Annotated in this window: 17 protein-coding genes; 6 read left to right on the forward strand and 11 right to left on the reverse strand. The window is 64.3% G+C overall.

All coding sequences use genetic code 11. From position 1 onward, the window contains the following. Positions 1 to 3: 3 nt before the first annotated feature. The 7 genes from QQS38_RS02140 to QQS38_RS02170 all read right to left on the reverse strand — a co-directional run bounded on the left by QQS38_RS02140 (position 4) and on the right by QQS38_RS02170 (position 9,188). The gene (locus QQS38_RS02140) at positions 4 to 792 is read right to left on the reverse strand and encodes an ATP-binding cassette domain-containing protein (RefSeq protein ID WP_479643714.1); all 789 of its coding nucleotides are present in this window, start codon (positions 790 to 792) and stop codon (positions 4 to 6) included. Then, on the reverse strand, positions 792 to 1,799 hold the full coding sequence (locus tag QQS38_RS02145; protein ID WP_479643715.1) for an ABC transporter permease: 1,008 nt from the start codon (positions 1,797 to 1,799) through the stop codon (positions 792 to 794). The genes QQS38_RS02140 and QQS38_RS02145 overlap by 1 nt, the downstream gene beginning before the upstream one ends. Then, positions 1,799 to 2,902, reverse strand: a complete 1,104-nt coding sequence (locus QQS38_RS02150; protein ID WP_479643716.1) for a substrate-binding domain-containing protein — start codon at positions 2,900 to 2,902, stop codon at positions 1,799 to 1,801. Before QQS38_RS02150 ends, QQS38_RS02145 begins: the two co-directional genes overlap by 1 nt. A 659-nt stretch (positions 2,903 to 3,561) precedes the next feature. After that, the gene (gene boxA, locus QQS38_RS02155) at positions 3,562 to 4,815 is read right to left on the reverse strand and encodes a benzoyl-CoA 2,3-epoxidase subunit BoxA (RefSeq protein WP_479643717.1); all 1,254 of its coding nucleotides are present in this window, start codon (positions 4,813 to 4,815) and stop codon (positions 3,562 to 3,564) included. Positions 4,816 to 4,960: 145 nt separating this feature from the next. Further along, positions 4,961 to 6,388: a benzoyl-CoA 2,3-epoxidase subunit BoxB gene (gene boxB, locus QQS38_RS02160; RefSeq protein WP_479643718.1), complete on the reverse strand. Its 1,428-nt coding sequence runs from the start codon at positions 6,386 to 6,388 to the stop codon at positions 4,961 to 4,963. A 32-nt stretch (positions 6,389 to 6,420) separates the two neighbouring features. Continuing rightward, positions 6,421 to 8,088, reverse strand: coding sequence for a 2,3-epoxybenzoyl-CoA dihydrolase (gene boxC / locus QQS38_RS02165; protein WP_479643719.1), 1,668 nt, complete (start codon positions 8,086 to 8,088; stop codon positions 6,421 to 6,423). 137 nt (positions 8,089 to 8,225) lie between these two features. Continuing rightward, complete coding sequence (locus QQS38_RS02170; RefSeq protein ID WP_479643720.1) at positions 8,226 to 9,188, reverse strand: helix-turn-helix transcriptional regulator; 963 nt, start codon at positions 9,186 to 9,188, stop codon at positions 8,226 to 8,228. A 197-nt stretch (positions 9,189 to 9,385) separates the two neighbouring features. Here QQS38_RS02170 and QQS38_RS02175 point away from each other — a divergent pair, with 197 nt between their 5' ends. From QQS38_RS02175 to QQS38_RS02190, 4 genes are all read left to right on the forward strand, one after another. Then, positions 9,386 to 9,859, forward strand: a complete 474-nt coding sequence (locus QQS38_RS02175) for a DUF4863 family protein (RefSeq protein ID WP_479643721.1) — start codon at positions 9,386 to 9,388, stop codon at positions 9,857 to 9,859. A 29-nt stretch (positions 9,860 to 9,888) separates the two neighbouring features. Continuing rightward, on the forward strand, positions 9,889 to 11,472 hold the full coding sequence (locus QQS38_RS02180; RefSeq protein ID WP_479643722.1) for a 3,4-dehydroadipyl-CoA semialdehyde dehydrogenase: 1,584 nt from the start codon (positions 9,889 to 9,891) through the stop codon (positions 11,470 to 11,472). A 108-nt stretch (positions 11,473 to 11,580) separates the two neighbouring features. Beyond that, positions 11,581 to 13,212 (forward strand): benzoate-CoA ligase family protein, encoded by a 1,632-nt coding sequence (locus QQS38_RS02185; RefSeq protein WP_479643723.1) that lies wholly within the window; start codon positions 11,581 to 11,583, stop codon positions 13,210 to 13,212. A gap of 20 nt (positions 13,213 to 13,232) precedes the next feature. Further along, entirely contained in the window at positions 13,233 to 14,051 is an 819-nt protein-coding gene (locus tag QQS38_RS02190) for an alpha/beta fold hydrolase (protein ID WP_479643724.1), read from the forward strand. Between the two features lie 45 nt (positions 14,052 to 14,096). Here QQS38_RS02190 and QQS38_RS02195 read toward each other — a convergent pair whose 3' ends face one another. After that, the gene (locus tag QQS38_RS02195) at positions 14,097 to 14,837 is read right to left on the reverse strand and encodes a helix-turn-helix transcriptional regulator (RefSeq protein WP_479643725.1); all 741 of its coding nucleotides are present in this window, start codon (positions 14,835 to 14,837) and stop codon (positions 14,097 to 14,099) included. A 114-nt stretch (positions 14,838 to 14,951) separates the two neighbouring features. Here QQS38_RS02195 and QQS38_RS02200 point away from each other — a divergent pair, with 114 nt between their 5' ends. Next, a complete protein-coding gene (locus QQS38_RS02200) occupies positions 14,952 to 15,488 on the forward strand; it encodes a peroxiredoxin-like family protein (protein ID WP_479643726.1) in 537 nt (178 codons plus the stop codon). 13 nt (positions 15,489 to 15,501) lie between these two features. On the opposite strand, the gene QQS38_RS02205 is transcribed toward QQS38_RS02200, so the two are convergent. From QQS38_RS02205 to QQS38_RS02215, 3 genes are all read right to left on the reverse strand, one after another. Continuing rightward, complete coding sequence (locus tag QQS38_RS02205; RefSeq protein WP_479643727.1) at positions 15,502 to 16,377, reverse strand: helix-turn-helix domain-containing protein; 876 nt, start codon at positions 16,375 to 16,377, stop codon at positions 15,502 to 15,504. 83 nt (positions 16,378 to 16,460) lie between these two features. Beyond that, positions 16,461 to 17,276: an acetoacetate decarboxylase family protein gene (locus QQS38_RS02210; protein WP_479643728.1), complete on the reverse strand. Its 816-nt coding sequence runs from the start codon at positions 17,274 to 17,276 to the stop codon at positions 16,461 to 16,463. Between the two features lie 176 nt (positions 17,277 to 17,452). Beyond that, positions 17,453 to 18,997: an FGGY-family carbohydrate kinase gene (locus QQS38_RS02215; RefSeq protein WP_479643729.1), complete on the reverse strand. Its 1,545-nt coding sequence runs from the start codon at positions 18,995 to 18,997 to the stop codon at positions 17,453 to 17,455. Positions 18,998 to 19,245: 248 nt separating this feature from the next. Here QQS38_RS02215 and QQS38_RS02220 point away from each other — a divergent pair, with 248 nt between their 5' ends. Beyond that, a complete protein-coding gene (locus tag QQS38_RS02220; protein ID WP_479643730.1) occupies positions 19,246 to 20,409 on the forward strand; it encodes an efflux RND transporter periplasmic adaptor subunit in 1,164 nt (387 codons plus the stop codon). Positions 20,410 to 20,415: the final 6 nt, after the last annotated feature.

Below are 20,415 nucleotides of genomic sequence, written 5' to 3' on the forward strand. Positions count from 1 at the left end.
GCCCTAGGCCGACGCGCCGTTCGTCGCCTCGCGCATCGCGCGATATTCGCGGCGCACGATTTCCATGAGTTCGGGCACCGACGTTTGCGCGCTGTGCTGCTCGTAGGTGACGCGCCCGCGTTGCATCAGCATGATGCGGTCCGCAATGTCGAGCGTCTGCGCGTAGTTGTGCATGATCATGACGATCGACAAGCCGCCCTTCTCCTTGAGCCGCATGATCAAGTCGATGATGAGCCCCGCCTCGCGCGCGCCCATGGCGGCCAGCGGTTCGTCGAGCAATAGGATGCGCGCGTTCGAGTTCACGGCCCGCGCCACCGCGATCGCTTGACGCTGCCCGCCCGATAGCCGTTCTACCGGCATCGTCACCGACGGCACGTGCACGCCGATGTCCTCCAAGCACTGAGCGGCGCGCTCGCGCATCGCGCGATGGTTCAGAAAGCGGATCGGCCCGGGGTAGACGATCTCGCGATTCAAGAACATGTTGTGGTAAATGCTCAGCGAGTTGGCGAGTGCAAGATCCTGATAGACGCACTCGATGCCGAGCGAGCGCGCGTGATCGACCGAGCGCAGCAGCATGTGCTCGCCGCGAATCGATAACTCGCCGCTCGTCTGCTGATGAAAACCCGTGAGGATTTTGATCAGCGTCGATTTGCCCGCGCCGTTGTCGCCCAGGATGCCCAGGATTTCGCCTTCGGCAAGTTGCAGCGACACGCCGTCTAGCGCGGTGACGGCGCCGAAGCGCTTGACGATGTTTTGAGCCTGCAGCGCGAGCGGCTCGCCCATCTCAGCCATTACGATCTCCCGCGCCGGCCAAGCCGCGCCACGTGGATGTTGAAGATCATCGCAGCAAGAATCGCCGCGCCGAGAATGATGTTGAACGTGAAGGCGTTGATGCCGATCAGCGTGAAGCCGTCGTTCAGCATGCCCAGCACGGCCGCTCCGATCAGCCCTCCAATGATCGTGCCCGAACCGCCCGTGAGCGGCGTGCCGCCGATCACGGCTGCCGCGACCGCGAGGAACATGATCTGATTGCCGCCCGCCTGCGGGTCGATCGACGTGATCCGAACGCCTTCGAGAATGCCCGTGAATCCGGCCAACACGGCGGCCAGGATGAAATTGCCTAGTTTCAGGCGGTTTACGTGGATCCCGGCTTCCGAGGCGCCGAGCGGGTTGGCGCCGCTCGCGACCGTATGCAAGCCCCAGCGCGTATGCCGCAGCAGGACGTGCATGGCGAGTGCGATCGCGACAGCCCAGCAAATCTCGCTATAGCCCCATCCGCCCATCACCGCCATGAAATCGGGACCGCCGGGTGTCGAAACGGGCGTACCGCGCGAGATCGTCAACGTGATGCCGTTGATGAGAAACAGCGTGCCAAGGGTCGTGACGAAGGAAGGCAAGCGCAGAAACACCGTCACGGCGCCGTTGACGAACCCGACGAGCCCCGCGGCAGCCATGCCCGCGAGCACGGCCAGCCACATCGGCGCGCCGGCATCGGCGGCGAACGCCATCATGAACGGCGCAAACGCGAACACCATGCCCGCCGACAAGTCGATCTCGCCGCCGATCATCAGCATGATTTCGCCGAATGCGATGATCGCCGCCGGCGCGACGAACTGCGAGAGGTTCTGCAGGCTCGCGCTCGTCAGCAAGAAATCGTGATTGGCCGTTTCGAAGTACGCGCCGACCAGGATCGCGACGAGCAGGATCCGCAATTCGGCAGACCACGCGAAGCCCCCGAACCTCGCGCTTGCGCGCGAGGCTGCGGGACGGCGGCGAGTTTCGTCGACGCTTTCGCTCATCACTTGATGGCACCCGAGCGCGGCACGACCTGCGCCTTGGTGCTCTTGCCTTCATAACGGGTGGACGTGTTCAGGTATGGATCGACGGTCGACTTCGTGACGAACTTCAGGCCGGAATTGATATCCGCCGGACCGACGAGCCCCCCCGACACCAGATACGTAAAGGCCTCGACCACAGTATAGAAGCCCTGCACGTAGGGTTGCTGATCGATCGTGAAATCGAGGAAGCCGTCGTGAATCAATTGCACCGTCTGCGGCAGCAAGTCGAACCCGCCGCCATGCACGCCCTTCTCCGGCAGCTTGGATTCCTTCATGACTTGCGCGACGCCTTGCGTACTCCCCGCATCGACGGCGAACATCCCTTTCACGTCCTGGTGCCCGAGGTAGAACGACTTGATCTTCGAGAGTTCCTCGTTCACCGTCGCGCCCGTGGCGATCGTTTGGATCTCGATCTTCTTGCCCGACTTCTTGATCGCATCGGAGGCGCCGTCGAGCCGCGGCTGGATGTTGAGCTGGCCCGGCGTGGCGATGAAGAGCGCAACGAGCCCGCTATCGATCAGGCTCACGATGCGCTCACCCATCTGATAGCCCGATAAATACAGATCCTGTCCGATGTAGGCGAGCCGCGGGTTCGGGCTGCCGCGCGGCGCGTCGGCGTTGTAAGCAAACACCGGGATGCCGGCGTCGAGCGCCTTCTGAATCGGACCGTTGAATGCTTTCGGATCGACGATCGGCACTGCGATCGCGTCGGCCTTCGCCGCGATCGCCGCATTCATCGCGTTGACCATCTCGCCGACATCCGCATTGGCGGAGCCGGTCCACTGATAATCCATGTTCAGCACGGCACAGGCATCTTGGATGCCGTATTGCGTCGGCACGAAAAACGGATTGGTCGTCACGTGATTGACGAACACGATCTTCCAGCGCTTGTGCGAGGGAAACGGCGCCTCGGCCGCTTGCGCGGGCGTGATCATCCCACCCATCATGGCCAATGCGGCGCCCAGCCCCGCACCTTGCAGCAACCCCCGCCGCATGCGATTCGCGGCGCCCTCGCCGGTCGTCCCTTCCATTTCATCGTGCGCATCGTCTCGCTCGTTCGTCATCTCGTCCTCCGTAGTTTTTCGTTGGCTAAATGCTTCTTTGCGAAACGGCGCGGACCGTCGACGGCTCGCGCCGGATTGTGCTCCGGCGCCCCCGCGCGATCGAACTACGAGCACGCGGCGGCCAATGCATGAACGCAGCAATGCTAGCGTACCGATACGATGCTCTTAATACATGAATACCCTTAACTAGTCGGACTATTTAATCGCGCAAAGGGCCGCGAACGCTGCACTGACGAATTTCGGCGCGCACACTCGTCATGCTTGGTAAATCGGGGGAGCGCAAGAATAACGTAAGCCTCGCGGGCACGAATGGCCAAACAACGCGCTACGACCGGCGCCACCCAATAAGAGTAAGACTATATCGTCCGTGGACTGCGCACGCTGCGAGGGTGCCGGGATAGCTACGAGCGCGCCGTCATGCTCATTCGGCTCGCGCGCATTCCCGCAACGATACGACTTCGGCCGCGAATAATCGTCAACTCCAACTCGTTACCCACATAGTGCGCTTGCACGATGGCGCAATCTCGCGTGCGCAGCGCTGCGCGACCCATCTGCGCGCCATTTGCAATACCCTATGCCGCCATACGACACGTGGCAAGGCATACATTCAGGTGAGGCCCTCACCCTGGCGGCTTGAACGGCGCCGACACGCCTTGGACTCAATACGTTTCGACGTGCAAGCGCCCCTCGCGCTTCAGGCGCGCCCAGAGCGCCGGCCAGGCGAGACCCTTGCGCTGCGCGATCTCCTGCAGCACCTGCAGCACGCCCTCCTCCATTCCTCGCAGCCCGCAAACGTAGAGATAAGTTTGTTCGTCCTCGAGCCATTGCGCGATGTCGGCGGCGCGCTCGCGCATGACATCTTGGACGTATCGCTTCGGTTGCCCCGGTGTTCGCGAGAACGCCAGGTTCGTATCGATGAAGTCCTTGGGCAGGTTCATCAGCGGCCCGAAATAAGGCAGCTCGTCCTTGGTGCGCGCGCCGAAGAACAACATCAGCTTGCCGGTCGCGCCCTGCAACCGGCGCCTGCGCCGGTACTCGGTCATCGCGCGCATCGGCGCCGATCCCGTCCCCGTGCAAATCATGAGCAAATTCGAATGCGGATGATTGGGCATCAAGAACGTACTGCCGAACGGACCGATCACCGTGACGACGTCGCCCTTGCGTAGATCGCACAGATAATTCGAGCACACGCCCGCGGCCACGTTGCCTTCGTGATCGTGCGTGACGCGTTTGACCGTCAAAGAGAGATTGTTGTAGCCGGGGCGCTCCCCGTTCCGGGGACTCGCGACGGAATACTGACGCGCATGGTGCGGCTTGCCGTCTCGCGTCGTACCCGGCGGCAAGATGCCGATCGATTGCCCTTCGAGCACGGGAAACGGCATCGCACCGAAATCGAGGACGAGATGGCGGATGTCGCTTTCGGTCGATGCATCGGTCAAGCGATAGTTGCCCACCACCGTCGCTTGGATAGGCGCTTTATGGGTGTAGAGATTGACATAGGGCTTTGCCGCGGACCACGGCGGCACCGTCGCGCCGCGCGTCTGGGTCGAACCGGCGGCATCGGCATCGCCCCCATCGCCGCCCAGGGACGCGACGCCCGATGCCTGCATCGATGCGCTCGCCGCCTCGCCGATCGCTTGCTCCGGCGGCAGTTCGTCCCATCCGAATTGCTCGTCGATGCCGTAGGCCTGCGCTTTGAACACGGTGCGCCAACTGTCGATCGCCCCCGTGGGGCACGGGGAGATGCAGGCCATGCAGCCGTTGCAAACGTCTGCTTTCACGACATAGTTGTTCTTGTCGTGCGTGATCGCATCGATGGGGCACGTCTCTTCGCAGGTGTTGCAACGAATGCAAATCTCGGGGTCGATCAGGTGCTGCTCGATGACTTCGATGGGGGCGGCTGGCATATTCATGAGGGCTCACTCCGCGCGCCGGAGAGTCTCTCGTACGGAGAGGCCGCACCGGAGCGGATGTCATGCGTTGGCGTATGCAGTGAAAGCAAGGGCCGGGCGCGCGAAGCTAGTCGCCGGCGCGGCGTTCGGCGTTCGGCGTTCGGCGTTAGTTGAACCGTACATACTCGAAGTCGATCGGCTGACGGTTGATGCCCATCGCGGGCGGCGCGATCCAATTGGCGAACTTGCCGGGTTCCGTCACACGGCCCATGAGGGACGCGACATAAGCACGGTCTTGCGGCGTCGGCAGCCAGTTGGCCTCGTTCGCCGCCCATTCGCCCTCGCTCACGATGCGGCCGTCTGGTGCGACGCGCACGCCCGCGAACGTGCCGATCTGACGATTGAACGCTTTGTGCGGCACCGTCAGGCGAAAATCGATCCCGGCCTTCTCCAGCACCTTGTTCCACCGGTTCACGCCCGCCACCGAATCCACGATGTAGTCGTCTCGCAGCACTTCGTTCATGGCGTTGAGCATCGGCACGTCGCGTTCGATCAATTTGCCGTCTGCAACGTCGAGCAACTTGTAGCTCATCCCCGCCAGCCGATGGTCGTCGTCGCGCTTGCCTTCCTCGTAACGGCCCTTGAGCCCCGAGCTATAAAAAGTCGCCGCGTTGGAGGATTGATCCGCGCCGAACAAATCGATCGTCACCGAGTAGTGAAAGTTGAGGTAGCGTTGAACCGTCGGCAGATCGATGACGCCAGCCGCCCGCAGCTTGGCCACGTCGTCGGTCTTCAGTTCGTTCATGACCTGCGCCGTGCGCTGCACCACACGCGAGACGCCCGATTCCCCCACGAACATGTGGTGCGCTTCTTCGGTCAGCATGAACTTGGTCGTGCGCGCGAGGGGATCGAAGCCCGATTCGGCGAGCGCGGACAGTTGAAACTTGCCGTCGCGGTCCGTGAAGTACGTGAACATGAAGAACGACAGCCAATCGGGCGTCTTTTCGTTGAAGGCGCCGAGAATGCGCGGGTTGTCGTCGTCCCCCGAGCGGCGCGCAAGCAGCGCATCCGCTTCCTCGCGCCCGTCCCGCCCGAAATAGCGGTGCAGCAGGTAGACCATCGCCCACAGGTGCCGCCCTTCCTCGACATTGACTTGGAACAGATTGCGCAGGTCGTACATCGAGGGCGCCGTGAGGCCCAAGTGCCGCTGCTGCTCGACCGAGGCGGGCTCCGTATCGCCTTGCGTGACGATGATTCGGCGCAAGTTGGCGCGGTGCTCGCCCGGCACTTCCTGCCACGCGGCTTCGCCCTTGTGCTCGCCGAAATGGATCTTGCGATCGGCCTCGCCTGGAGAAAGGAAGATGCCCCAGCGATAGTCGGGCATCTTCACGTGATCGAAGTGCGCCCACCCGCCGGGATCGACGCTCACGGCCGTGCGCAGATATACGTCGAAGCCGTGCGAGCCGTCCGGGCCCATATCGCCCCACCAGGACAAAAAATTCGGCTGCCATTGCTCGAGCGCGCGCTGCAGCGTGCGATCGCCGGCCAGGTCGACGTTGTTGGGGATCTTCTCGCTGTAGTTGATCGTGGACATGATTGAACGTTCCTCGTGCGAAGTCGTGACGGTCAGACGCGGGCCGCGTCGAATTGCGCTTTGCTGCCTTTGCCGTAGACCTTGAGCGCGCCCTTCTCGCCGACGGCGTTCGGACGATTGAAGATCCAGTTTTGCCAAGCGGACAAACGCCCGAAAATGCGCGTCTCCATCGTTTCGGGCCCGTTGAAGCGCAAGTTCGCTTCGAGTCCCGTCAACGCGTCCGGCGACATCGCGGCGCGCTCCTCGAGCGCGATGCGAATCTCGTCGGCCCAGTCGATGTCGTCGGGTGACGCCGTCACGAGGCCAAGGCGTTCGGCTTCGATCGCGCGAACCGGAATGCCGATCTTGGCCCGCACGGCTTCGATCGTTTCGGAGTCCTCATAAAATCGCCGAGCAATGCGAGATTGGCCGGTGACCATCGGATACAGACCGAAATTGACTTCGGAAAGCGTGATGGCCGGCTCTTCTTCCTCGTTGGCCGGCAGCGCGGCCATATAGGTGCGGTCGGCAGCGAACGCGAATTCCGCGAATGTGCCGGCGAAGCACGAGCCGGGCTCGATCAGCGCGAACAACGAGCGCGAGGACACGTCGATGCGCGCCAACGTGCGGCGCAACATGCCGATCGTTTCGCGCACGAACCAATGGTCGCGATGCGCGAGCAGCATGGCATCCGCGGCGAGGACCGCCGCCGCATCGCCCGAGGTCTTGAAGATCCAAGTGCCGATCTCGAGCTCGTTGGTGCGCATCGAAAGAATCGCATCGTCGAGCTCGCGCGCGAACCGGAGCGGCCACCACCGCGCGCCGGCTTCGACGATTGCATCGAGCGTCGCGGGGCCGGGGCCGCTCGGCGCCTTCACGACGAAGGTGGCCGTGCGTTTCGCGCGGTCGATCGAAACCTCGACCGTTTCGTAGTCGATGCCGTCTTCGCGGTCCGTGCGTTCGATGCGCTCGAGCGCCACCCCCTTGGCATCGTCGGGGCGATCGCTGTGTGCGGCCAGTTCCAGCGCGCGCGCCTGCACGGCTTGCTCGAACTGGTTGGGCTTGACCACTTCATCGACGAGCCGCCATTGTTTGGCCCGTTCACCGCGAATACCTTCGACGACCGTGCAGAATATATCGGCGCGATCGTGGCGGACCTTGCGCTTGTCGGTGAGGCGGGTCAGCCCCCCCGTGCCGGGCAACACACCGAGCAACGGCACCTCGGGCAAGGCCACCGACGAGGAACGATCGTCCACGAGCATGATTTCGTCGCAAGCGAGCGCGAGTTCGTAACCGCCGCCGGCGCACGCGCCATTCACGGCCGCGATGAACTTGAGCCCGCAGTGGCGCGATGTGTCCTCGATCCCGTTGCGCGTTTCGTTCGTGAACTTGCAGAAGTTGACCTTCCATGCATGCGAGGACAAACCGAGCATGAAGATGTTCGCTCCCGAGCAAAACACGCGCTCTTTCAAGCTCGTTAGAACGACGGTCTTGACTTCCGGGTGTTCGAAACGAATCCGCTGCAAAGCATCGTGCAACTCGATGTCGACGCCCAGATCGTACGAATTGAGCTTGAGCTTGTAGCCGTCGCGTATGCCGCCGTCCTCCGCGATGTCGATGCCGAGCGTGGCGACGGGGCCATTGAACGCGAGCTTCCAATGCTTGTACTGCGATGGGTCGGTGCGGTAATCGACGCGCACCGCCGTCTGCGGGTTGAGCATGCCTTCCTCCTAATGAGCTGCATCGTTTCGATGAACGATAGTGCATCATCAGGTCGCATGTAAAGCATTTTAATTCATGTTTTGCGCAATTGCGGGTAAACGCGGACGGCGCAGTGGCAGGCCGCCCCGTGTGCCGGTCACTCCATTTCAGCGCCCAGTCGAGCCGCGATGCGATCGCGCAGCGCCAGATACGCGTCGGCCAGCGTCTTGTCGCTCGTGTCGAACGTCATGTCCGCTCGACCGTACAGTTCGCTGCGGCCGGCCAGGATGCGCTTCAAATCGTCCATCGCCTCGCTATTGCCCGACATCGGGCGCAAATCGCCTTGCGCCACGACACGGCGCATGTGCTCTTCGGGCGTGGCCTGCAGCCAGACGGTGAAGCAGTGCGCCAGCAGCATGCTGAAGGTGGACGGCTCCGACACGAGCCCGCCGGGCGACGCGATCACGGCACGCGGATGTTCGGCGATCACCGCCTCGAGCGCCCGATGCTCGTAGCGCCGATAGGCGCTTGCGCCGTAGAGCGAATGAATTTCCGAAGGCGGGCACCCGGCCAATTGCTCGACCACCCGATTGAGCTCGACGAAGGGCACCTTCATTTCCTGCGCCAGCATGCGCCCGAGCGTCGACTTGCCCGCGCCGCGCAAGCCGATCAACGCGATCCGCTCGCGGCGGTGCGGGTCGGCCGGCGCTTGCTCGAACAGTTGCGCGAGCGCCGTGCGCGCGCGCTGCAGCGCCGCTTGATCGCGGTCCTGCAACAACTCGCGGATCAGCATCCACTCGGCGGACGAAGTCGTAACGTCGCCGATGATCTCGGCCAACGCGCAATTGAGCGTCGCCGCGATCTGCCGCAAGACCTGCACCGACGGATTGCCCATGCCCGATTCGAGATTGGCGAGATGGCGCTCCGAGAGCCCCGTTTCCGCGGCGAGCGCTTTGCGCGTCATCCCGCGCCGCGCCCGCAGCAGCCGAACGCGCTCGCCCATCGCGGCAATGAACGGATCGCGTTCGGCGCGCTCGGGCTCGGCGCCCTCGCCCTCGGGCTCGTGGATACCGGGCGCGGCGGCCGCGCCGCCCGCCACAACGGTGTAATTTCGCTTCATGTTTTGCTCGTTTAATTTGTCATACACGCACTATAGTGCTTGACACATCGATTCTATACGGCTAATTTTCGCCAAAACGAGGAGATGCGGCAAACGGTAGCAGAGTGTCGAGCCGATTCCAGTCCGCTCGACATGCACTAGGGTGCAGCCGAGCTGCCGATCGTTCGGCGCAATCAAGACGGAACAAGGAGACATCGGTGTCACCCGACGATTTCGAAAGCCTCATAGCCGAGGTGACGCAGCATATCGCTGACCGTCCTCTCGACCAAACGCTGGAAAGCTGGCTCAACGCAACTTGGCCGCCCGGCAGCACGGCCTATGCGGGGCTCGCCCAGGCATGTCGCGCGGGTGTGGCTGAAGGCTGGCTCTGCCATCGCGAGGCAGGCGGGATCCGTTATGGACGGATCATCAAGCCTACGCCGCGCACGCATGGCTTCTCCGTCGATGTCGTGCAGATGGAGGACCTAGCCGGACCCTACCACGTGCATCCGCTCGGCGAAATCGATCTGATCGTGCCCATTTCCGAGCATGCGAAGTTCGACGGCCGGCCCGCCGGATGGTGTGTCTACGGGCCGGGCAGCGCGCACCGTCCCACGGTGTCGGGCGGGCAGGCGCTGATTCTCTATCTCCTGCCGCAAGGCGCAATCGACTTCACGGGCGCCGGCGCCTAAGCGCGCTGCGTGCCGCATCAGGACGACCCATGACAGAACGACTCGAAAACTACGTTGCCGGCCAATGGATTGCCGGCAATGGCCCAGGCGCCGTGCTCACCGACCCGATAACCGGCGAAGCGCTCGCAAGCGTATCGAGCGAGGGGCTCGATCTCGATGCCGCGTTCCGCTTTGCGCGCGAGACGGGCGGCGCGCACCTCCGATCGCAGTCCTACGCCGCGCGTGCCTCGCTGCTTGCCGAAATCGCCAAGGTGCTGCAAGCCAATCGCGAGGCGTACTACGCCATTGCCACGGCCAACTCGGGCACGACCCGCAACGATTCGGCGGTCGATATCGACGGCGGCATTTACACGCTTTCCTGGTACGCCAAGCACGGCGCTGCGTTGGGGGAAACGTTCGCCTGGCGCGACGGCGCGGATACGCCGCTATCGAAAGATCAGTCGTTCCGGGTCCGTCATCTGTGGACGCCCACACGCGGTGTGGCGCTGCTCATCAATGCATTCAATTTCCCTTCGTGGGGCCTGTGGGAGAAGGCCGCGCCGGCGCTGCTCTCAGGGGTTCCCGTCATCGTCAAACCGGCTACGGCCACGGCCTGGCTCGCGCATCGGATGGTGGCCGACGTCGTGCAAGCGGGCGTTTTGCCAGCGGGCGCCCTGTCGATCGTGTGCGGCAGCGCCGCGGGCTTGTTGGACCGGGTCGGCTCGTTCGATGTCGTATCGTTCACGGGGTCGGCAGAAACCGCGGCCACGCTGCGCTCGCATGCCGCTTTCGTCGCGCGGGGTGCGCGCTTGAACGTAGAAGCGGACAGTCTGAACAGCGCCATTGTGTGCGCCGACGGTGCGCCCGGCACTGAAGCCTTCGATTTGTTCGTCAAAGAGCTCGTACGCGAAATGACCGTGAAGTCGGGGCAGAAATGTACCGCGATCCGCCGCGCCTTCGTGCCGCAAGCCTGGCTGGCTGATGCGATCGACGCCGTTTGCGCAAAGCTCGCGAATATCAGCGTCGGCAATCCGCGCAACGAATCCGTTCGCATGGGCGCGCTCGTGAGCCGCGCGCAACGCGACACCGTCGAAGCGGGCATCGCAGCGTTGTCGCGAGAGGCCCGCCTCGTCTTCGCCGGGGCATCGACTCCCTTCGTCGATGCCGATGCCGCCTCGGCCTGCGTCGCACCGCATTTATTCGTCGTCGAAGATCCCGACCGCGCGAGCCTGATGCATGACATCGAGGTGTTCGGCCCGGTCGCGACCGTCGCGCCTTATCGCGTGGCGGCCCAAGGATTGCCCGAAGCCCACGCCGTGGAATTGGCGCGGCGCGGACAGGGTTCGCTCGTCGCATCCGTCTATGCGAACGACGATGCACGCGTGGCGCCCGTCGCGCTGGAATTGGCCGATACGCACGGCCGCGTGCACTGCATCACGCCCTCGGTGCGCGAAAGCCATACCGGCCACGGCAACGTCATGCCGATGTCTTTGCACGGCGGCCCGGGCCGCGCCGGAGGCGGCGCCGAACTAGGCGGCCTGCGCGCGCTCGAGTTCTACCATCGGCGCGCCGCCGTTCAAGCGTCGTCGATCGCCATCGAAGCGATGACGGGTGTCGCCGGGCCGCGCCCGTAACGCGACGCCCGGCGTTGTTCCGCATAGCCGCGGCGTTGCACTTGCAGCGCAGCGCCTAGCCAATCAGGTATCGGCCCCCTCGAGGGCCAGGACGGAGACGAAGCACCCATGGATACCCGCACGACAATGACGGCCGAGCACGGGCACGAGGTCACGCCCCCGCCGGCGCAACTGAACTTCGCGTCGCACATTTTTTCGTTGAACCGATCCCGCGCGGCCAAAGCGGCGTATATCGACGATCGCGGCGTCACGACCTATGCCCAGCTAGAGGAGCGCGCGCGGCGATTCGCAGCAGCGCTGCACGCACGGGGCGTTCATGTGGAAGAGCGCATCTTGCTTTCGCTGCATGACAGCGCCGATCTTCCCGTTTGCTTTCTGGGCGCGCTTTATGCCGGTGTCGTGCCGGTCGTCGTCAATACGCTGCTCACGGCGCCCGACTATGCCTACATGTTGGCCCATAGCCGTGCGCGGGCCGTCGTCACATCGGCCGCGCTCGTACCGGTGTTCGTCGAGGCGCTAACGCAAGCACGCGCACAAGCGCAGCTCGATTCGTGCGCCGTGTTCGTGTCCGCGGGGGCGGAGGCATCGCCCGCCTCGCATCCGAGCCTGAGCGCACTCATCGAAGCGGCCCCACCGGCGGTAAACGCGGCCGCCACCAGCGGCGACGACATTGCCTTTTGGCTCTATTCCTCGGGGTCCACGGGCAAACCCAAGGGCACCGTGCACACACATGCGAATCTGTATTGGACCGCCGAAATGTACGGCAAGCCGATTCTAGGCATGCAAGAAAACGACGTCGTGTTCTCCGCGGCGAAACTCTTTTTTGCATACGGCCTCGGCAACGCCTTGACCTTCCCGCTCTCGGTCGGCGCGACGACCGTGCTGATGGCCGAGCGCGCGACGCCGCAAGCCATCTTCGACCGGCTCGTCAAATACCGGCCGACGGTGTTCTTCGGCGTGCCGACGCTCTACGCGAATATGCTGAGCTACGCGCATCTGCCCGCGGCGGGAGAGCTCGCCCTGCGCATTTGCGCCTCGGCCGGCGAAGCGTTGCCGCGTGAAGTCGGCGAGCGCTTCACTGAGCATTTCGGTTGTGAAATCCTCGATGGCCTCGGCTCGACCGAGATGTTGCACATCTTTCTATCGAATCGCCCTGGCGATGTGCACTACGGCACGACGGGCACACCCGTGCCGGGCTACGAGGTCGAGCTGCGCGACGAGCACGGTGCGCCCGTCGCCGAAGGGGATGTGGGCGACCTCTACATCAAGGGTCCCAGCGCGGCGCTCATGTATTGGAGCAACCGCGAGAAGTCGCGCGCCACCTTCCTCGGCGAATGGGTCAAGAGCGGCGACAAGTATCGCAAGCTGCCCAATGGTTGCTACGCGTATGCGGGCCGCAGCGACGACATGCTCAAAGTGAGCGGCCAATACGTCTCGCCGATCGAAGTCGAAATGACGCTCACGGAACACGACGCGGTGCTCGAGGCGGCGGTGATCGGCGTCGAACAAGACGGCCTGGTGAAGACCTGCGCGTTCGTCGTGCTAAAACCCGGCCACGTGCCTTCCGATGCGCTCGGTCAGGAGATGAAGGCATTCGTGAAGCAGCGTCTCGCGCCCCACAAGTATCCGCGCGACATCGTGTTCGTCGACGATCTGCCGAAGACGGCGACAGGTAAGATTCAACGCTTCAAGCTGCGCGAGCAAACGCAGCGACAGCAAGCATCGCTACGCCCTTCATGACCATGCCAACCGCTATGCCAATGCATGACGACGACATTCGATTTGCAACCCTTCCCGCACGCGAGGGACGCGAAGCGCTGACGATCGAATACCAGTGGATCGATGCCGGCGGTCGCGATGCGCCGCTCGCCGTGTTCCTCCACGAGGGACTCGGTTCGCTCGCCATGTGGCGCGATTGGCCGCGCCAGCTCTGCGAGCGGCTCGGCATGCGTGGTTTGGTTTATTCGCGCCCTGGGTATGGGCGCTCGACGCCGCGCGCGCATCACGTCAAATGGCCCGTCGATTTCATGTCGCATCAAGCGCGCGAGGTGTTGCCGGCGCTGCTCGATGCGCTGCACATCGAAGCGCGCGAACTGCGGCGGATGTGGCTCGTTGGGCACAGCGACGGCGGATCGATCGCGCTGCTCTACGCGAGTGCATTTCCAACCATGCTGCAAGGCGCGGTGGTCATCGCGCCGCACGTTTTCGTCGAAGAGATCAGCGTGCGAAGCATTGCGCAGGCGAAGCAGGCGTACGAACAGACCGACCTTCGCGAAAAACTGAGCCGCTATCACGCCGACGTCGACTCTGCGTTTTATGGGTGGAACGATATTTGGCTCGATCCCGAATTCAAGGCCTGGAGTATCGTGGATCAATTGGCGCGGATCGCCTGTCCCGTTCTCGCCGTGCAAGCCGAGGACGACCATTACGGCACGATCGCGCAGATCGAAACGATCGCGCAGGCGGCGAACTCGGCGCGGCTATGCAAGTTGCCGCGAGGCGGGCATTCGCCGCATCGCGAGGAGAGCGCGATGTTGAACGACGCGATCGCGCAGTTCGTCGAGACGGCCCGCGCATAGAGCCTAAGTCACGCGCCATGGCATAGGCGGCGCCATTGCCGACGTTCACACGCGCATATCGTCCACCGGCGGCCGGCCGAATTCACGTTGATACGCACGCGAAAACGCCTCCGCGCTGGCGAAGCCGACGCGCCTTGCCACCGCTTTGACCTTGATATTGCCGCGGCGTAATTCGCGCTGGCCCAAACGCACGCGCCACTTCGTGAGATACGACATGGCCGTTGCGCCGACGACTTTCGGAAACAACGCCATGAAATGGCTGCGCGAAAGCCCCGCGACTTGCGCCAGTTCTTCGACGGTCCAGGGGTGCGCGGGCGATTCGTGCACCGCCACCAACACGCGGCGCAAGAGCGGATGCGCGAGTCCCGCGAGCAGGCACGGCCTCGCGCTACCGCGTTCGATCGCCGCGCGCAGCATCATCAGCACGATGACTTCTCCCAGACGGTGCAACGCGTGCCGATGGCCGCACCGCTCGCTCGCCAACTCGTCGATGAAGGTGCGGGCGAGGTGGCCGACACCCGTTCGATCGTCCTCGAGTGGTAGATGCAACGCATCGGGCAGCGTGCCGAGCAACGGGTTGTCGCTGCCGCCAAACGATACCTCGACAACCGTCAGCGCCTCGGCCGGGACGGCCGCGCCGCGCACGAGGAGCACGACTTGCGTGAGGCGCCCGCTCGCGTCGCCGAGCAAATACAGCTTCGGGCCTTCGTGCTCGCTCGTCCCCGCGTGCGCGGGAACATGAACTTCGAGCGGATAAGCATCGAAAAAGGCAGAAAGTCGATCCACGGGCGATCCCCAGCACAAGATTTTCGATCATGATATTTGGATTCAACATGACTGTAAATCTGCAACACTGACGTCATCGTTTGTTTCCGACACATCTTCAAAAGGAGTCGACCCATGCTTGTCCCTCGCCAAATCGCGCCCGAGCTATCTGTGGATACGCTGGCTCACGGGCGCTTCGACCTAACCGGGGAAAAGCCAGAGCGCATGACCCTCGTTTGCTTTTACCGAGGCCTGCACTGCCCGATTTGCGCAAATTATTTGAAGGAATTGGAACGCCTCACGCCGGCCTTCGCCGAACGCGGCGTCAGCACGATCGCGATCAGCACCGACGATCAATCGCGCGCGCAAGCGATGGCCGCGAAAGTGGGCGCGTCTCAGCTACGCATCGGCCATGGCTTGCCGCTCGCCACCGCACGGCGCTGGGGGCTTTACATTTCGGCATCGCGCGGCAAGACCTCCATCGGCATCGAAGAGCCGGCGCTGTTCTCCGAACCCGGTGTGTTTTTGGTTCGCCCCGATCGCAGCATCTACTACTTGTCGGTTCAGTCGATGCCGTTCGTTCGGCCCTCGTTCGCCGAGATGACACAGGCGCTCGATTTCGTCATCAAGAACGACTATCCGGCCCGTGGCGAATATGTGGGCGATGTGTGAGTCCTGAGCCCGCCTAACTGTTTGTTTTGCGTTCATCGAGCATGCCGACGTCTGACGCGGCGCTACCCTCGCGTGTCGCCGCGGGCTCGGCCGGCGACCGCTTCAATGCCCCCGGCGGCGCGCCATGAATGCGCTTGAATACGCGCGTGAGGTGCGCTTGATCGGCGAAGCCCGTGGCCGCAGCGGCATCGGCGAGCGGCATGCCCTCGACGATCAGCGATTTCGCTTTCAGCGCCCGCCAATTGCGCAGCCACGCGTCGGGCGGCAAACCGTAGCGCCGCGCGAATCGTTTGCTCAACGTCGTGCGGTGCATGCCCCAGCGTTGCGCGAGGGCGCTTACATCGGCCTTGCATAGGTCATGGCGGTCGAACGATGCTTGCAATTGTGCGCAAGCATCGGTTTCGCCTCGCACCGACGCCGTGGCGTCTGCAGGCGTCGCGTGCTTGGCGAGCAGTTCGAACAACGCGGCCGAAATCGCGCGCTTGCGTGTTCCATCGTCCAGATCGGCACGCGTGAGCGATGCGGCTACGCGGCGGCACAGCGGCTCGTCGGCAATCACGACATCGGCAAACCGCACCGCCTCGCCGCCGTGCACCAGCGCCGCATGGGCATCGAACCAACTCGGTTGCAGGTACGCCATGGCGTACGAGAGCGGGCCTTCTGAACTCCCGCCCGTATGCACGGCGAGCGGCGGGATGACGACGAGCTCGCCCTGCCGCGCGACGTGCATGCCGCCTTCATACGAAAACGTGCAGCAGCCCGCGACGATCGCGCCGATCGACCAGGCATCGTGGAAATGCGGTTCGAACTGATACGCCTCCAAAGCGGCCGTCATCACGTCGCCCGGTAGCGTCGCCCCGCAGTACCACGTGAAACTCGTCATCGCCATGAAGCCTCCGGCCAACGGATCGTTCAGCTATCGGCCCGGCCGACGGCCGAGCCAGCGTGCCGCCGCGCTGCGCCGATTCTCGCTCATCGGGTTGACCTCGTATAGTCTTCGACCACTTGCAGGTCGTCGATCGTCAACGAGACTGTCATGCGAAATCCCTCCCCGACCGAGAGCGGTGCAAAAGCGGCCAACTCCAAGCCGGGATGGTCGAACAAGGTCAACGACGCCGTGCCGATCATCGGATTCTCGATCGATACGTCGCGTGCGCGCAACTGAACGAGCTCGTGCACGGCCGCGTCGTCGTGATGGCCCGCGTTCAAGCGCGGAAAGTGACGCACGTTGAAGGTCGAGGCGAAACCCGGATCGGGCAATCGATGGCTCTGCCCTTGCAGCGTGATTTGCGCTTCGGCGACACGGCGTTCGCGAAACGTCAGCGCCGCGCCGAAACGGCCGCCGGCCGATGCGCAAGGGGCCGCCGGCGTTTGCGAGCCGTAGCACCGCGTCATGCCCGTGCGCCCGAATTGCTTGGGCCATCCTTGGATCAAGCCGCGCATCAGCGCGAGGTCTTGGTCGACCCAGATATACGGACAAAACGAAGCGCGTTCGGCGTCGCGCTCGCATGCAATCAACAGGATCGTTTCGCGATATTGACTAGCGAACGGATCGAGATACTCCTGGCCGGCGTCGGTGGCGAACTGCCAGTCGCAGAAATATAGCGCGCAGCGGCCCGCACGCACGCCCGTCGCGGGGCTCAGGCCCGGCGGGAGGTAAGCGGCGGTCGCGATTGCATCTGCGCAGAACTCGACCGCGAGCACCTCACCCGTGTAGTGCCAGGGCGGCCGCGGGGCGAGCGACGAGCGCCCCGCGGGCGTGCGCGGAATCGAATAGCCTTGCAACATGTAGCCTCCCTTCAACGTAAGCGTAAGGAGGCCAGTATCTCGACGCACGGCCGATGCGTCTTGAACGCCAGTGACGCCCGTGATGCCCGCTTCATGCCGCGAATCGCCCTTTTCCCCATGCGCTATCTTCGGCGGCTACGCTTACACGCCGTCCATTCGCCGCTCGGCGCAAGGCTTCACGACGCACGCAGCTTGTGCATGAAAGGCTTGAGCGCTGGATAAAGGCCCTTATAAACCTCGAAACGCTCCGAGTAGAGCGAGCGGCGCGCGGGATCGGGACGGGCGCGCTCGACCAGCTTGGACCACCCGCCACGTGCGGTTTCCTCGGAAACGAGCCCGATTCCGAACGCAGCCAAGAGCGCCGCGCCCATGGCGGCTTCCACTTCCTGTTCGATCGTGAAAACAGGATAGCCCGTGACATCGGCAATGATCTGCATCCACAAGCTGGAATACGCCGCCCCGCCCACGACGATCAGCTTGTCGTCGAGCGCTTGCGCGCCTTGGCGGCCCGCCTCGATGTTGTGCTCGAGCGCAAATGCGACGCCTTCGAGCACGGCGCGATACAGATGCGCGCGCGTATGCCCGAGACTGAGCCCGACGAAGGCGCCGCTCGCCTTGGCATCCCACACGGGACTGCGCTCACCCATCAGATACGGCAGGAAGAGCGCGCCGTCCGAACCGGCGGCCACGCGCGCGGCCGCCGCTTCCAGCAACACGTGCGGATCGCCGTGCGGGAGCGCGCGCGCGGCTTCGATCTCTTCGTGGCAGAACTGATCGCGATACCAAGCGACGGACGCGCCCGCGGCCATTGCCCCGCCGAACACGTACAGGTCGCGGCGGCCGTTGAATACGTGCGGCATGCTCACGAGCCCATGACGCGCATCGACCGCTTGATTGATGTACCCCCAGCACATGCTCGTGCCGATCATGGCGACATGTTGCCCGACGCGCGTCGCCCCCGCCGCGAACGTCGCGACCGCGGCATCGACGCCACCCGCGACGATCGGCGTTCCTGCCGCGAGGCCGAGCCGCTGCGCCCATTGCGGCAGCAAGCCGCCGACGACGTCGGTCGATTCGACGAGCCGCTCGGGCATCATCTTCGCGGGAATGCCGAGCATGTCGAGCATTTCGTGCGACCAGTCGCGCCGTGCGACATCGTAGATGCCGCCGATGTTGCCGGCCGAACTGTGATCGACGGCGATCTCGCCCGTCAGCAGATAGATCATGTAGGCGTTCGGCGGCAGGAAATGGCGCGTTTTCTCCCAGACTTCGGGCCGATTGTCGCGCAGCCATAGCATCTTCGTGAAACCGTAGTAGCTATCGACGCCGTTGCCCGTGACGGCGAGCAGACGGTCCAGATCGACGCCCGCGCGCACGCGTTCCACTTGCTCGGTCGCGCGGCGGTCCATCCAAATCAAGCAGGGGTGCAGCGGCTGCATCTCGCTGTCGACGGGAATGCCAGACCCGCCGTAGAGGCTGCTCACGCAGACGGCGCGGATGTCCGATGCATCCACGCCCTGCTCGCGCGCCGCTTGGACACACCCGGCGACGCATTCGACCACGGCGTCGAACCAGACGGCGGGCCATTGCTCGGCCCAAAGCTGCTTGGGCATATCCGGCTGATAACCGGCCGAATGCCGCGCGAGGATCGCGCCATCACGGTCGACGAGCAGCGCCTTTGTGCTCTGCGTGCCGATATCGACACCCACCACGTATTCCATGGAGCCTCCTTGGTCGAATCAAGACGAACCTCATTTGTAAGCGCAAGTGTATGCCAGAGCTAGCGTGAGCCGCTCGTTCGCCGCCGCGGCGGCATTCGCCGTATGAAGGCGAACATTGGCGCGCGCTATCGTTGACCTCGATCAAAGGCAACGGCACGGGCGGGCCGAAGATGGGACTTGCGGCGAATGGGCTGCGTTTATGCGCCCGGCCGCGTGCCGGCACTTTCGTCGCTCATCGTTGCTCTAACATGACCTATCGACACCAACCGCAGGCGTGCGACGCATCCCGTCTCAGCGGACAAACGTTGCGCACAGCTTTGACGCGGCGCTGCGCACCGGACGAGCGCGCCGCCACGCCGCTGCGTCGCGGCTTGCGCCCCCTCGCAGTGGTAGCGGTGGCGGCCGTAGTCGCCAGCTTGAGCGTGGGCATGACGGGCGCCCATGCCGACAAGCTCGTCACGCTCACGGTCGAACTCACGCCCGTGGCAGACGAGATCGTTGCGGACGCCGTGATCGAATCGACCCGGCAAACCACGATCGCCGCGCAGGTCGCCGGGCGCATCACGGGTCTTTACGTCAAAGCGGGCGACCGCGTGAGCGCGGGGCAGAAGCTGCTATCGGTCGATCAGCGCGCCGTCGACCAGCAATTGGCGGCGGTGCGCGCCCAGGCGGCGGCGGCCCAGGCCGAACGCGACGTCGCCCGGCGCGAGTTGGAGCGCGCTCAGTTTCTGTTCGACAAGCAGTACGTGAGCCAAGCCGCGCTCGATCGCGCAAAAGCGCGCTATCAGTCGGCTTCTTCCATGACACTGGCCAGGCAGGCGGATGCGGGCGCAGCCGCCGTCGGACCTTCGCTGCACGGCATCGCCGCCCCGTACGCCGGCGCGATCGCCGGCGTGGAGGTGGAACTGGGCTCGATGGCGATGCCGGGCATGCCCCTCGTGACGCTGTTCGACCCGGGGGCGCTGCGCGCGGTCGCCACCGTGCCGCAAGCGCGCGCCGCCGCGCTGACCAGCGGCAACCCTCCCGTACGTATCGAGTTGCCCGACGCACCCGCTGCGCTGCAATGGCAAACCGCGACATCGGTCACGGTTCTGCCGGTCACGGATCCGCTGAGCGACTCGGTGAAAGTGCGGCTCGGGTTGCCCGTGACGGCCGCCGCGGCGGCACGCCCGGGCATGTTCGCACGCGCCCACTTCCTAGTCGGCGCCCCGCGCCCGCGCTTGATGGTCCCGCTTGCCGCCATCGTCCGCCGCACCGAGGTCACGGCCGTGTATGTCGTCGCCGGCGACGGCAGCGCCACGCTGCGCCAGGTGCGGCTCGGTGAAACGCACGCCGACCGGGTCGAAGTTCTCGCGGGGCTGTCGGCGGGGGAGCGCATCGCGCTGGACCCGCTGGCGGCAGCAAGACCTTGAGGCGCG

It is taken from the genome of Trinickia sp. Z7 (assembly GCF_056498045.1).

Bases quoted from the DNA above. Each gene is read 5' to 3' on its own strand.
- QQS38_RS02140 (WP_479643714.1), bottom strand. From the start codon at position 792: ATGGCTGAGATGGGCGAGCCGCTCGCGCTGCAGGCTCAAAACATCGTC.
- QQS38_RS02145 (WP_479643715.1), bottom strand. From the start codon at position 1,799: ATGAGCGAAAGCGTCGACGAAACTCGCCGCCGTCCCGCAGCCTCGCGC.
- QQS38_RS02150 (WP_479643716.1), bottom strand. From the start codon at position 2,902: ATGACGAACGAGCGAGACGATGCGCACGATGAAATGGAAGGGACGACC.
- boxA (WP_479643717.1), bottom strand. From the start codon at position 4,815: ATGAATATGCCAGCCGCCCCCATCGAAGTCATCGAGCAGCACCTGATC.
- boxB (WP_479643718.1), bottom strand. From the start codon at position 6,388: ATGTCCACGATCAACTACAGCGAGAAGATCCCCAACAACGTCGACCTG.
- boxC (WP_479643719.1), bottom strand. From the start codon at position 8,088: ATGCTCAACCCGCAGACGGCGGTGCGCGTCGATTACCGCACCGACCCA.
- QQS38_RS02170 (WP_479643720.1), bottom strand. From the start codon at position 9,188: ATGAAGCGAAATTACACCGTTGTGGCGGGCGGCGCGGCCGCCGCGCCC.
- QQS38_RS02180 (WP_479643722.1), top strand. From the start codon at position 9,889: ATGACAGAACGACTCGAAAACTACGTTGCCGGCCAATGGATTGCCGGC.
- QQS38_RS02185 (WP_479643723.1), top strand. From the start codon at position 11,581: ATGGATACCCGCACGACAATGACGGCCGAGCACGGGCACGAGGTCACG.
- QQS38_RS02190 (WP_479643724.1), top strand. From the start codon at position 13,233: ATGCATGACGACGACATTCGATTTGCAACCCTTCCCGCACGCGAGGGA.
- QQS38_RS02200 (WP_479643726.1), top strand. From the start codon at position 14,952: ATGCTTGTCCCTCGCCAAATCGCGCCCGAGCTATCTGTGGATACGCTG.
- QQS38_RS02205 (WP_479643727.1), bottom strand. From the start codon at position 16,377: ATGGCGATGACGAGTTTCACGTGGTACTGCGGGGCGACGCTACCGGGC.
- QQS38_RS02210 (WP_479643728.1), bottom strand. From the start codon at position 17,276: ATGTTGCAAGGCTATTCGATTCCGCGCACGCCCGCGGGGCGCTCGTCG.
- QQS38_RS02215 (WP_479643729.1), bottom strand. From the start codon at position 18,997: ATGGAATACGTGGTGGGTGTCGATATCGGCACGCAGAGCACAAAGGCG.
- QQS38_RS02220 (WP_479643730.1), top strand. From the start codon at position 19,246: ATGACCTATCGACACCAACCGCAGGCGTGCGACGCATCCCGTCTCAGC.